Source organism: Streptomyces sp. SudanB182_2057 (assembly GCF_964272715.1).
In the GTDB taxonomy this organism is placed as follows: domain Bacteria; phylum Actinomycetota; class Actinomycetes; order Streptomycetales; family Streptomycetaceae; genus Streptomyces; species Streptomyces rubradiris.
This window is the reverse complement of the sequence record NZ_OZ186798.1, coordinates 1,112,435-1,125,288: the sequence shown is the minus strand read 5'-3', so window position 1 is coordinate 1,125,288 and position 12,854 is coordinate 1,112,435. Positions and strand designations below refer to the sequence as shown.

Genomic DNA, 12,854 nt, shown 5'->3' with positions numbered 1-12,854 from the left:
GAGCACCCCGCATGCATGACGACCGCACGCTGGTGGAAGCCCGCCTCAAGCGCGTGCTCGACGAACGTATCCGCCCCGCCGTGTACCCCGAGTCCGTGCCGCTCCGGGTCGCGGTGTGGCACGCGCCCGGCGAACCGGTGCCGGTCGCCGAGGGGCTGGCCGCCGAGCCCGAGCCGATCGCGGTGGGCGCCCGCTGGGGTGCTCCCTGGGGCACCAGCTGGTTCCGGGTGACCGGGACCGTCCCCGAGGCGTGGGCCGGCCGGACCGTGGAGGCCCTGCTCGACCTGGGCTTCGACGAGAACATGCCCGGCTTCCAGTGCGAGGGCCTGGTCTACCGGCCCGACGGCACCCCCGTTAAGGGCCTCAACCCGCGCAACCAGTGGGTGCGGATCGGCGCGCCCGTCGCGGGCGGCGAAGAGGTGCGCCTGCACATCGAGGCCGCCTCCAACCCGGTCATCCTCGACTACCACCCCTTCCGGCCCACCTGGCTCGGCGACAAGGACACCGCCGGCACCGAACCCCAGTACACCCTGGCCCGCATGGACCTCGCCGTGTTCGACGAGACCGTGTGGCAGCTGGTCATGGACCTGGAGGTGCTCGGCGAGCTGATGGCCGAGCTGCCCGTGGACTCCCCGCGCCGCTGGGACATCCTGCGCGCGGTCGAACGGGCCCTGGACGCCGTCGACCTCCAGGACGTGAACGCCACCGCCGGCCGGGCCCGGGAACGGCTCACCGGAGTGCTGTCGGCCCCCGCCGTCCCCTCCGCGCACCGGATCGGCGCCGTCGGGCACGCCCACATCGACTCCGCCTGGCTGTGGCCGCTGCGCGAGACCGTGCGCAAGGTGGCCCGGACGGTGTCCAACATGACCGCGCTGCTGGACGACGAGCCGGACTTCGTCTTCGCCATGTCCCAGGCCCAGCAGTGGGCGTGGGTGAAGGAGCACCGTCCCGAGGTGTGGGCGCGGGTGAAGAAGGCCGTCGCGGAGGGGCGGTTCGTGCCGGCCGGCGGGATGTGGGTGGAGTCGGACACCAACATGCCCGGCTCGGAGGCGATGGCCCGGCAGTTCACGCACGGCAAGCGGTTCTTCCTCGACGAGTTCGGCATCGAGAACGAGGAGGCGTGGCTGCCGGACACCTTCGGGTTCGCCGCGGGGCTGCCGCAGATCATCAAGGCGGCCGGCTCCAAGTGGCTGCTGACCCAGAAGATCTCCTGGTCGCAGACCAACAAGTTCCCGCACCACACCTTCCACTGGGAGGGCATCGACGGCACCCGGATCTTCACGCACTTCCCGCCGGCCGACACCTACAACTGCTCGATGAAGGGCAGCGAACTCGCCCACGCGGTGCGCAACTTCCGGGACAAGGGCAGAGCCCGGCACTCCCTCGCCCCCACCGGCTGGGGCGACGGAGGCGGCGGCACCACCCGGGAGATGGTCGCCAAGGCGGCCCGGCTGCGTGACCTGGAGGGCTCGGCCACCGTCCGCTGGCAGACCCCGCGCGCCTTCTTCGAGCAGGCCGAGGCCGAGTATCCCGAACCACCGGTATGGGTCGGGGAGTTGTACCTCGAACTGCACCGCGCCACCCTCACCAGCCAGGCCCGGACCAAGCAGGGCAACCGGCGCGCCGAACACCTGCTGCGCGAGGCCGAACTCTGGGCGGCCACCGCCGCCGTGCGCACCGGCTTCCCTTACCCGTACGAGGACTTGGACCGCATCTGGAAGACGGTGCTGCTGCACCAGTTCCACGACATCCTGCCCGGCTCGTCCATCGCCTGGGTGCACCGGGAGGCCCGGGCGACCTACGAGCGGCTGACCACGGAACTGACCGCGGTCATCGACGCGGCCCGGCGCGCCCTGGCGGGCGAGGGGACGACCCCGCTGCTGTTCAACTCCGCCCCGCACGCCCGGCACGGCGTCCCGGCGGGCGCCGCCGCCACCCCGGACGCGCCCGGCACCAGCACCCTCACACCCCACGAGGACGGCGGGTTCACGCTGGACAACGGCCTGCTGCGGATCACCGTGGACGCCCGGGGCCTGGTCGTCTCCGTCTACGACCCCGCCGCCGACCGCGAGACGATCGCCCCCGGCACCGCCGCCAACCTCCTCCAACTCCACCCGGACTTCCCGAACATGTGGGACGCCTGGGACGTCGACTCCTTCTACCGCAACACCGTCACCGACCTCACCGCCGCCGAGTCGGTCACGGCCGGCGAGGACGGCGCCTGCGTGCGGGTCGTCCGGTCCTTCGGCTCCTCCCGGGTCACCCAGCTGCTGTCCCTGCCGCCGGGAGAACGCCGGCTGGTCGTCGACACCGAGGTGGACTGGCACGAGACGGAGAAGTTCCTGAAGCTGGCCTTCCCGCTCGACCTGCACGCCGAACGGTACGCCTCCGAGACCCAGTTCGGGCACGCCTTCCGCCCCACCCACACCAACACCTCCTGGGAAGCGGCCAAGTTCGAGGCGTGCAACCACCGCTTCGTGCACCTGGAGGAGCCCGGCTGGGGCGTGGCGGTCGTCAACGACTCGACGTACGGCCACGATGTGACCCGCACGGTCCGCGCCGACGGTGACCGCGGTACGACCACCACGGTCCGGGTGTCCCTGCTGCGCGCCCCGCGCTTCCCCGACCCGGAGACCGACCAGGGCCTCCACCGCTTCCGGCACGCCCTGGTCGTCGGCGCCTCGGTCGGCGACGCGGTCCGCGAGGGCTGGCGGATCAACCTGCCGGAGCGGCACACGACCGGCGCCCGCGCGGTGGCCCCGCTGGTGACAGTGGACGACGACGCGGTGGTGGTGACGGCGGTGAAACTCGCCGACGACGGCAGCGGGGACGTGGTCGTCCGCTTCCACGAGGCCCACGGCGGCCGGGCCCGGGCGACCCTGACGACCGGCTTCCCGTTCACCGGGGGTGACCGTCACCGACCTGCTGGAACGCCCGCTGCCGGACGCGGAGCCGCCGTCCCGCGAGGACGAGCGGATCACCGTACGCCTGCGTCCGTTCGAACTGGTCACGCTCAGGTTCGGCCGACCCTGACCGGCGCGGCCGCTCTCGCCCGACCGTGATCCGAGGTCGCGGCTTCCTCGACTGGATCCCGAGCTCCTGGCGGGCTGTCATGGGTGCGGGTCCACCACGGTTGGACCGCGCCCATGACCGTCAGCGCGCGGACCGCCTCCCGCGTCGAACCACGGGACGTGCGTGAGGCGGGCAGCCGTCGGCCCGGTGCCAGCCGGCCCCCGGCGATCATCGCCTTGTGCGTGAGGCTGTCGTAGCGGCTCGGTGGTCTGATAAGTATGCGGCGTTACCCGGCACCCTCGCGCCCCCCGGACCCCCGTCCCTCGCACTCCGTCCCTCGCACCCCGTCACCCCGTACCCTGCACTCCCGCTCGGCTGGCCGTACTCGAACACCGCCCGGACCGAAAGGCCCCCCGTGTCCCCGACGCCCGCTCGCATCACCGCGGTCGACACCTACGACATCCGGTTCCCCACCTCCCGCGGTCTCGACGGCTCCGACGCGATGAACCCGGACCCCGACTACTCGGCCGCCTACCTCGTGCTGCGCACCGGCGCCGAGGACGGACCGGAGGGACACGGCTTCGCGTTCACCATCGGACGCGGCAACGAGGTCCAGGTCGCCGCGATCCACGCGCTGCGCCACCATGTCGTCGGCCGGTCCGTCGAGGAGCTGTGCGCCGACCCGGGCACGCTGTACCGGGACCTGACCGGCGACAGCCAACTGCGCTGGCTCGGCCCCGAGAAGGGCGTGCTGCACATGGCGATCGGCGCCGTCGTCAACGCCGTCTGGGACCTCGCCGCCAAGCGCGCGGGCAAGCCCCTGTGGCGGCTGCTCGCCGAGGCCGAGCCCGAGTGGCTGGTGCGCCAGATCGACTTCCGCTACCTGACGGACGCGCTCACCCCGCAGGAGGCGCTGACGCTGCTGCGCCGGGGCAGGGAGGGCGCCGGCCGGCGCACGGCCCGTCTGCTGGAGGCCGGTTACCCCGCCTACACCACCTCGCCCGGCTGGCTCGGCTACGACGACGACAAGCTCGCCCGGCTCGCCCGCCAGGCGGTGGCCGACGGCTTCCGGCAGATCAAGCTGAAGGTCGGCGCCGACCTCGCGGACGACATGCGCCGCTGCCGGGTGGCCCGCGCGGCCGTCGGACCGGGCATCCGCCTGGCCCTCGACGCCAACCAGCGCTGGAACGTGGACGAGGCGATCTCCTGGACCGAGGCGCTCGCCGGGTTCGACCCGTACTGGATCGAGGAGCCCACCAGCCCCGACGACATCCTCGGCCACGCGGCGATCCGCCGGGCCGTGGCACCGGTCAAGGTCGCCACCGGCGAACACGCTCACAACCGGATCGTCTTCAAACAACTCCTCCAGGCCGGCGCCCTCGACATCGTGCAGCTCGACGCGGCCCGCGTCGGCGGCGTCAACGAGAACCTCGCCATCCTGCTGCTCGCCGCCAAGTCCGGCGTCCTCGTCTGCCCGCACGCCGGCGGCGTCGGCCTGTGCGAACTCGTCCAGCACCTTGCGATGTTCGACTACGTGGCCGTCTCCGGCAGCACCGAGGACCGGGTCATCGAATACGTCGACCACCTGCACGAGCACTTCGTCGACCCGGTGGTGATCCGCGCGGGCCACTACACGGCACCCACCGCGCCCGGCTTCTCCGCGGCCCTGCGCCCGGAAGCCCTCGCGCACTACACCTTCCCCGGCGGCACCTACTGGTCCGCCGGTCCCGACGGCCGGGAGGGACAAGCATGAGCGACTTCACGGGCCTCAAGGCCCTGGTCACCGGAGGCGCGTCCGGCATCGGCCGGGCCACCGCCGATCTCCTCGCCGAGCGCGGCGCCCAGGTCGCCGTACTCGACCTGGACCCCACCCACGTACCCGAACCGTTGCGGGCGTGGCGCGCCGACGTCACCGACGACACCTCCGTGCGCGCCGCCGTACAGGAGGCCGCCGACGCGCTGGGCGGCCTGGACATCCTCGTCAACAACGCGGGCGTCGGCGCGCAGGGCACCGTCGAGGACAACACCGACGACGAGTGGCGGCACGTCTTCGACGTCAACGTCCTCGGCATGGTCCGCACCGCCCGCGCCTGCCTGCCGCACCTGCGCCGCTCCGCCCACGCCGCGATCGTCAACACCTGCTCCATCGCGGCCACCGCGGGCCTGCCGCAACGCGCCCTGTACAGCGCGACCAAGGGCGCCGTGTACTCCCTGACCCTCGCCATGGCCGCCGACCACGTCCGCGAGGGCATCCGCGTCAACTGCGTCAACCCCGGTACGGTGGACACCCCGTGGGTCGGACGGCTGCTGGGCGCGGTCCCCGACCCGGCCGCCGAACGCGCCGCGCTGGAGGCCCGCCAGCCCACCGGACGGCTCGTCTCCGCCGCCGAAGTGGCCGCCGCCATCGCCTACTTGGCCAGCCCGCTGGCCGGGGCCACCACCGGCACCGCGCTCCCCGTCGACGGCGGCATGCAGGGCCTCAGGCCGCGGCCGACGGCGCACCGGTGACCGTCCTCGGCCGCACCGGCGTCCAGGTCACCCCGCTCGGCCTCGGCGCCGCCGCCCTCGGCAACCTCTACACCCCGGTGAGCGAGGACAGGCGCACGCGGCGGTCCGGGCCGCCTGGGAGCGCGGCATCCGCTACTTCGACACCGCCCCGCACTACGGCCTCGGACTGTCCGAACGGCGCCTGGGCGCGGCCCTGCGTGCCTACGACCGTGCGAGCTACACCCTCTCCACCAAGGTCGGCCGCCGCCTGGAGCCGGCCGACGGCACCGGCGACGACCGCGCCCACGGCTACGCCGTGCCCGCGACCCACCGGCGGGTCTGGGACTTCAGCGCCGACGGCGTCCGCCGCACCCTGGAGGCGAGCCTGGACCGCCTCGGTGTGGACCGGGTCGACGTCGTCTACCTCCACGACCCCGACGACCACGCCGAACAGGCCTTCCGCGAGGGCTATCCGGCGCTGGAACGGCTGCGCGCGGAAGGCGTGGTGGGCGCGATCGGCGCCGGCATGAACCAGGCCGGGATGCTCACCCGGTTCGTCCGCGACACCGACGTGGACGTGGTGCTGTGCGCCGGCCGGTACACCCTGCTCGACCAGAGCGCGGCCGACGCGCTGCTCCCCGAGGCGCTGCGGCGCGGGGTGTCGGTGGTCGTCGGCGGTGCCTTCAACTCCGGCCTGCTGGCCGCGCCGGCGCCCGGGGCGACGTACGACTACACCCGCGCGCCGAGGGAGTTGCTGGACCGCGCCCTGCGGCTGAAGGCGGCGGCCGGGCGGCACGGCACCACCCTGCGCGCCGCGGCCCTGGCCTTCTGCGCCGCGCACCCGGCCGTGGCGAGCGTCCTGGCCGGCGCCCGCTCGGCGGCCGAAGTCCACGACTGCGCCGAGCAGTTCGGCACGCCGGTACCGGACGCCTTCTGGCAGGAGCTGCGCGACGACGGCCTGCTGCCCCCGGTGGGGGAGGAGCCACTGTGACCCGCGTCCACGAACCCTGAGCTGACCGCCGCCTTCGCGTCGGCTACGCCAGCCGCGTCGGCGGCAGATACTCCCGCACGTATGTCCGCTCCCAGCACGCCCCCGTCTCCCGCAGCTCCCGCCAGCCGGTGTACCGGTAGCGGAACAGCCGGGCCCGGACATAGCGGGGCGGGGTGTCCGGCGGGAACGGGGAGCGGCGCAGCAGCCTGAGGGTGTCCCGGTCGTTCTCCAGCAGGCGTTCCACCAGGCCGCCGAACCACTCACCGGCGTACGCGGGCGACAGCGCGGCGAACCACATCAGCCAGTCCAGGCGCAGATGGTAGGGGGCGAACTGGCGCGGCCAGCGCCGGGGATCACCGGGCTTGCCCTTGAAGTCGTACTCCCGCCATTCCGAGTCCGCGCGCGGCCGCTCGTCCAGCGTGCCCTCGACCACCACCTCGTAGCGGACCCGGCTGACGCTGCCGAACGCGCCGTAGGTGTTCACCAGGTGCAGCGGGTCGAAGGAGCGGTTCATCACCTGACGGCGGGAGATCATGTTCAGCACGGGGTGGTAGCTGAGGAACACCAGCAGCGCGCCGACCGCGAGCACCAGCACCTCGTACCACAGCGGCGCCGCGGGCACCGACGGCGCCGTCGTGGGCAGCCGCAGCGCGGACAGGGCCAGCACGATGGTGATCCAGTTCAGCCAGGAGAAGTTCCCGGAGAGCACCAGCCACAACTGGGTGACGATCATCAGGGCGGCGGCGGCCGAGGCGATGGGCTGCGGGGCGAACAGCAGGAACGGCACGACCAGCTGGGTGACGTGGTTGGCGGCCACCTCGACCCGGTGCAGCGGCCGGGGCAGATGGTGGAAGAACCAGCTCAGCGGGCCCGGCATCGGCTGGGTCTCGTGGTGGTAGTCCAGACAGGTCAGCTTCCGCCAGCAGGCGTCGCCGCGCAGCTTGATCAGCCCCGCGCCGAACTCCACCCGGAACAGGATCCAGCGCAGCAGGAACAGCACGACGACCGGCGGCGCCACCTCGTCGTTGCCGAGGAACGCGGCCAGGAAACCGGTTTCCAGCAGCAGCGACTCCCAGCCGAACGCGTACCACGTCTGGCCCACGTTCACGATCGACAGATACAGCGCCCACGGCACCAGCCACAGCACGATCCCCGCCCACAGCGGCAGCGCCGAGTCCGCCCCGGCCAGCAGCGCCGCCGACACCGCGCAGCCCGCCCAGGCGCACCCCGCGAAGAAGCGGTCGGAGTAGTGCAGCTGGAACAGGCTGGGGGCGCGCCGGAAGGGCACCCGGGCCGTGAACCGGGGGACGGGCAGCATGCCGCGCTCGCCCAGCAGGGCCCGGAACTGCAGGGCCGCCGTCAGGAACGCGACCAGGTACACGGCGGCCAGAGCCCGCTGGAGCACCAGCCGGCTCAGCCAGTAGTCGGGTGCGGTGAACCAGTCCACGGCTGTGCGCGCCCTTCCGTAAGGCGACGCCGTCGCCACTCCCGGCGCGGCGTTCCCCGAGTTGCCAGCCAAACCTGTGCGATGCCAACAATAGGGCGTAATCACCCATAGTGATGTGGAGTGTGCGGTGCGGATACCCACCCGAACCCTGGTCACGGCCTGCGCGCTGTCGGTGGCGCTGCTGGCCGCCGGCTGCGCGGGTGCGGGCGTGAAGCAGACCCGGGTGGGCGACCTCGTCTTCCTGCAGGCCGCCGGGGAGCGGGGGCCCGGGCCCTTCACCGATTCGGCGGCGACCGGCCCCACCCCCTCCGAGGCCCCCCGCATCGGCGCCAAGGTCTCCGCCGGCGAGCTGTCGGCGCCCCTGCGCGCGGCCCGCACCGTGTCCGGGGCGACGCCCGGCCTGTACCGGGGCACCCCGCGCGTCGCCCGCTGCGACGCGGAGCGGCACATCCGCCACCTGGCCGCGGACCCGGCCAGGGCCGACGCCTTCGCCGGGGTCGTCGGGGTGCGGCGGGCGGCGCTCCCCGCCTATCTGCGCGGCCTCACCCCGGTCGTGCTCGGCGCCGACACCCGCGTCACCAACCACGCCTACCAGAGCCACCGGGCGGACGACTACCAGGCCGTGCTCCAGGCGGGCACGGCCGTGCTGGTGGACGACCGGGGCCTGCCGCGGGTGCGGTGCGTCTGCGGCAACCCGCTCGCACCGCCCGCGCCGACCCGCGGCGGGGCCAGCGCGCGGGGCACACCGTGGCCCGGGTACCGGCCGAACAAGGTGATCGTGGTCAGCCCGGCGCCCCGGGCCGTCACCAGCCTCACCCTCGTCGACGCCGGGCACCGCACCTGGACCGAGCGCCGGGTCGGCAACGACGTCCGCCGGGACCGCGTCGTCCCCCCGCCCGCCCGGACCACCACCAGCCCGTCCCCGACGGCCCGCGCCACGCCGGCCCCGACGGCCCCGACCACTCCGGCGGACAGGGCACCGAGCCGTACGGCTCCGACCACCCGGACGCCCGGCGCGGCGCCCGGCGCGCCCAGGGTGTCCGGCGTGCCCGGAACCCCGGACCTGCCCCCGGCGGACGGCGTCTGAGCGTGGGCCCCTCGCGGCCGCGGCCCGGCCGGCAAGTCGAAGAATCGTCCGGATCCTGGCAAGGTGGCCCCATGGCCGATCGGGGTGCGAGCGCCCTGTCACTCCCGGGGGACCGGCCCGTCCGCCCGGACCCGGTCCTCGCGCTCAACGGCATGGGCAGCTTCGACTGGGACCTGGACGCCGGTCTGTTCCACCTGGACGCCCAGGCCCTGAAGGTGCTCGACCTGCCGCCCGAGGAGTACGACGGGCGCCTGGACACCCTGAACGCCCTCCGGGTGCCCCCGCCGGAGGCCGCCCGGCTCGACGCGACCGTCGCCCGGGCGATCAAGGACGGCAGCGACCACTACAGCGCCTACTTCCGCATCCGCTGCCGCGACGGCACCATGCGCTGGACCCACACCCGGGGCCGCCTGCGCCGCGACGACTCCGGCCGCCCGCACCGCGTGGTCGGCATCCTCCGCGACGCCACCGAGGAACTCGCCGACAGCACGGCACGCAGCCTCCGGTCCGCGCAGGACGCGGCGTTCCGGCAGCAGACCGGCGTCGTCCAGGTCATCTCCGCCGCCCTCGCCCACGCCCGCAGCGTCCAGGACGTCATCGACGTGCTCAAGGACACCCACGGCGTCCGCCACCTGGGCGCGACCAGCCTGGTGATGGGCCTGGTGGAGGCCGGCCGGATCCGGCTGGTGGCCGAGGGCCCCGCGGGCAGCTTCGTCCCCGGCACCCGGGTCACCCGGATCGACGAGCCGTACCCGATGAGCGAGGTCGTACGCACCCTCAGCCCCCGGTTCATCGAGTCACCGGAGGAGTTCGCCGCGCACTACCCCGTCCTGTGGCCGCACCTCACCGGCCTGCGCATCACCTCGGCCGCCTACCTCCCGCTGATCGCCCAGGCCCGCCCGATCGGCGCGATGGGCCTGCTCTACGACGACCGGCGCGGCTTCTCCGCCGAGGAACGCGCCGTCCTCGTCGCGCTCGGCAGCAGCATCGCGCAGAGCCTGATGCGCGCCATGCTCTTCGAGCAGGAGAAGGACCTCGCCCAGGGCCTCCAGCAGGCCATGCTGCCCCGCTCCATCCCCAGCGTGCGCGGCGCCGACATCGCGGTGCGCTACCGCTCGGCCGCCCTGGGCCGGGACATCGGCGGCGACTGGTACGACCTGATCCCGCTGCCCGGGGACACCCCCTCGGGGGGAGGCCGGGTCGGCGCGGTCATCGGGGACGTCCAGGGCCACGACACGCACGCCGCCGCCGTCATGGGCCAGCTGCGGATCGTGCTGCGCGCCTACGCCACCGAGGGCCACACCCCGGCCACCGTGATGGCCCGGGCCTCCGTCTTCCTGCACGAACTCGACACCGACCGGTTCGCCACCTGCCTGTACGCCGAGACCGACCTGGCCACCGGGGTCGTGCAGATGGTCCGCGCCGGGCACATCGACCCGCTGCTGCGCCACCGCGACGGCCGCTGCTCCCGCGTCTTCGTCGAGGGCGGGCTGCCGCTCGGCCTGTCCGCCGAGTTCGGGCGGCTGGAGTACCCCGTCGCCACCCTGGAGCTCGACCCCGGCAGCACGCTGCTGCTGTGCACCGACGGACTGGTGGAGCTGCCCGGCACCGATCTGGACGACGGCATGTCCGGCCTCATGGGGCTCGTGTGCGAGGGGCCCGCCGAGGTGGAGGCCCTCGCCGACCGGCTGATCCAGGCGGCCGAGGAGCGCGGCGGCGAGGACGACGTGGCGCTGCTCCTGCTGCGCCGCCGCGCCCCGCGGGCCGCCCGGCCCGGCCGCCGGCTCCGGCAGCACGTGGCGGCCGGCGATCCGGAGGCCCTCGCCCAGGCCCGGCACCTGGTCCGCGCCGCCGCCCGGGCCTGGGGCACCCGCGCACCGGCCGACGAGATCGAGCTGGTGGCCGGCGAGCTGATCACCAACGCCCTGCTGCACACCGAGGGCTCCGCGATCGTCACCGTCCGGGTGCTGGAGGACTCCGGGCGGCGGCTGCGCATCGAGGTCGAGGACTGCTCCAGCGCCCTGCCGCGGCGCCGCGACGCGGGCGAGAGCGGTGTGTTCGGCCGCGGCCTGCTCCTGGTGGAGCGGCTCGCCGACGCCTGGGGCGTCCAGGCGCGCGGCTCCGGCAAGGCGGTGTGGTGCGAGTTCCGGCTGCCGTAGCGTGACCTTCTCCCCGCGCGGCAGGGGCGTGGCGTTGTCGGTGCCGGATGGCACCCTGTACGTATGCCCGAATTGCCCGAGGTGGAAGCGCTGACGGACTTCCTGACCGAGCACCTGGTGGGCCGCCGGGTGGCGCGGCTGCTGCCGGTCGCCGTCAGCGTGCTGAAGACGTACGACCCTCCGCCCGGCGCCGTCGAGGGCGCCGGGGTGACGGCCGTGCGCCGGCACGGCAAGTTCCTGGACGTCGAGACGGACGGCGGACTGCACCTGGTCGTCCACTTGGCCAGGGCGGGCTGGCTCCAGTGGCGGGACCGGCTGCCGGACGGCCCGCCGAGGCCCGGCAAGGGCCCGCTGGCACTGCGCGTGGCGCTGGAGACCGGCGAGGGCTTCGACCTGACCGAGGCCGGTACCCAGAAACGCCTCGCCGTGTACGTGGTCCGCGACCCCGCCGAGGTGCCGGGCATCGCCCGCCTCGGCCCGGACCCGCTCGCCGAGGACTTCACCGAGGACCGCTTCGCCGCCCTGCTCCAGGGCGAACGGCGGCAGCTGAAGGGCGCCCTGCGCGACCAGTCGCTGATCGCGGGCGTCGGCAACGCCTACAGCGACGAGATTCTGCACGCCGCGCGGATGTCCCCGTTCAAGCTGGCGGCCTCCCTCACCCCGGAGGAGACCCACCGGCTGTACGCGGCGCTGCGCGGCACGCTCGGCGAGGCGGTCGAGCGGGCCCGGGGCCTGGCGGCGGGCCGGCTGAAGGCGGAGAAGAAGGGCGGTCTGCGCGTCCACGGCCGCACCGGTGAACCCTGCCCGGTGTGCGGCGACACCGTCCGCGAGGTCTCCTTCAGCGACTCCTCGCTCCAGTACTGCCCGACCTGCCAGACGGGCGGCAAGCCGCTGGCCGACCGCAGGCTGTCCCGGCTGCTGAAGTGAGGCCGTCACCGCCCCCGGACCGTGAGCAGCACCTTTCCCTCCGCCGTGCGGACCTCGTAACGGGCGATCCGGTCCGGGCGGAGCGCCGTGGCCCCGAGCGCGGTGGCCGCCCGCCCGCCCGCGCCGGTCCAGCCGGCGACGACCTGTTCGGTGCCGTCCCGGCCGACCGCGACCAGCCGGCAGGCGCGCGGCGGCCCGCCGCCGTTCCCCACCTCCACGCGCAGCTCGCCGCCCCACTCCTCGTCCGCCGCGGTGACCCGCGCCCACACCCCGGTACGCGGATCGATGGCCGAGACGACCCGGATGGCCCGTGGGTCCGCCGGCTCCGGGTGCCCGGCGAAGGCCACGACCCCCGGACCGGCCACGGCCAGCACCACCGAGGCGGCCAGCCCGTACCCGAGCCGGCGGCGGCGCACCCGGCGGAGGCGCGCCGGCTCGCCGAGCAACCGCTCCAGCAACCGGGGCCCGGGCTCGGCCAGGGGGTGCACGAACGGCGGAGTGGCCCGGCGGTAGAGCGCCAGCTGCCGGGTGGCCGGTCCGAACCCGGTCACGTGGGCCGCGCACCGGGGGCACGCCAGGAGGTGGTCCTCGAAGCGGAAGGACTCCGCCGCGTCCAGCACACCGAGCGCGTACGCGCCGGCGTCGCGATGCCGTTCCAGGGACCTCATGCCGAATCCTCGTGCCGATGGGTGCGGGCGGGGGTGCTCCGTGCCCCCACCCGTACGCGGCGGACCACCGGTTCGC

Annotated in this window: 7 protein-coding genes and 2 pseudogenes; 7 read left to right on the top strand and 2 right to left on the bottom strand. The window is 74.3% G+C overall.

Annotation, left to right across the window (positions count from 1 at the left end; all coding sequences use genetic code 11):
• Positions 1 to 11 precede the first annotated feature (11 nt).
• The 4 genes and pseudogenes from ACSURM_RS04575 to ACSURM_RS04560 all read left to right on the top strand — a co-directional run bounded on the left by ACSURM_RS04575 (position 12) and on the right by ACSURM_RS04560 (position 6,490).
• A pseudogene (locus ACSURM_RS04575) lies at positions 12 to 3,033 on the top strand (alpha-mannosidase).
• 394 nt (positions 3,034 to 3,427) lie between these two features.
• Entirely contained in the window at positions 3,428 to 4,765 is a 1,338-nt protein-coding gene (locus ACSURM_RS04570; protein ID WP_436953655.1) for an enolase C-terminal domain-like protein, read from the top strand.
• On the top strand, positions 4,762 to 5,520 hold the full coding sequence (locus tag ACSURM_RS04565; RefSeq protein WP_436953654.1) for an SDR family NAD(P)-dependent oxidoreductase: 759 nt from the start codon (positions 4,762 to 4,764) through the stop codon (positions 5,518 to 5,520). The genes ACSURM_RS04570 and ACSURM_RS04565 overlap by 4 nt, the downstream gene beginning before the upstream one ends.
• Positions 5,517 to 6,490, top strand: a pseudogene (locus ACSURM_RS04560) (aldo/keto reductase). Before ACSURM_RS04565 ends, ACSURM_RS04560 begins: the two are co-directional and overlap by 4 nt.
• 43 nt (positions 6,491 to 6,533) lie before the next feature.
• Here the strand turns inward: ACSURM_RS04560 and ACSURM_RS04555 are convergent.
• A complete protein-coding gene (locus ACSURM_RS04555) occupies positions 6,534 to 7,937 on the bottom strand; it encodes a lipase maturation factor family protein (RefSeq protein ID WP_436953653.1) in 1,404 nt (467 codons plus the stop codon).
• A gap of 127 nt (positions 7,938 to 8,064) precedes the next feature.
• On the opposite strand from ACSURM_RS04555, the gene ACSURM_RS04550 reads away from it, so the two are divergent.
• From ACSURM_RS04550 to ACSURM_RS04540, 3 genes are all read left to right on the top strand, one after another.
• Positions 8,065 to 9,024, top strand: a complete 960-nt coding sequence (locus ACSURM_RS04550) for a DUF6777 domain-containing protein (RefSeq protein ID WP_436953652.1) — start codon at positions 8,065 to 8,067, stop codon at positions 9,022 to 9,024.
• A 71-nt stretch (positions 9,025 to 9,095) separates the two neighbouring features.
• The gene (locus ACSURM_RS04545) at positions 9,096 to 11,183 is read left to right on the top strand and encodes a SpoIIE family protein phosphatase (RefSeq protein WP_436953651.1); all 2,088 of its coding nucleotides are present in this window, start codon (positions 9,096 to 9,098) and stop codon (positions 11,181 to 11,183) included.
• A 63-nt stretch (positions 11,184 to 11,246) separates the two neighbouring features.
• The gene (locus ACSURM_RS04540) at positions 11,247 to 12,110 is read left to right on the top strand and encodes an Fpg/Nei family DNA glycosylase (protein WP_436953650.1); all 864 of its coding nucleotides are present in this window, start codon (positions 11,247 to 11,249) and stop codon (positions 12,108 to 12,110) included.
• A gap of 5 nt (positions 12,111 to 12,115) precedes the next feature.
• Here ACSURM_RS04540 and ACSURM_RS04535 read toward each other — a convergent pair whose 3' ends face one another.
• Positions 12,116 to 12,778, bottom strand: coding sequence for a zf-HC2 domain-containing protein (locus ACSURM_RS04535; protein ID WP_436953649.1), 663 nt, complete (start codon positions 12,776 to 12,778; stop codon positions 12,116 to 12,118).
• Between the last annotated feature and the right edge of the window lie 76 nt (positions 12,779 to 12,854).

Bases quoted from the DNA above. Each gene is read 5' to 3' on its own strand.
- ACSURM_RS04565 (WP_436953654.1), top strand. From the start codon at position 4,762: ATGAGCGACTTCACGGGCCTCAAGGCCCTGGTCACCGGAGGCGCGTCC.
- ACSURM_RS04545 (WP_436953651.1), top strand. From the start codon at position 9,096: ATGGCCGATCGGGGTGCGAGCGCCCTGTCACTCCCGGGGGACCGGCCC.
- ACSURM_RS04540 (WP_436953650.1), top strand. From the start codon at position 11,247: ATGCCCGAATTGCCCGAGGTGGAAGCGCTGACGGACTTCCTGACCGAG.
- ACSURM_RS04535 (WP_436953649.1), bottom strand. From the start codon at position 12,778: ATGAGGTCCCTGGAACGGCATCGCGACGCCGGCGCGTACGCGCTCGGT.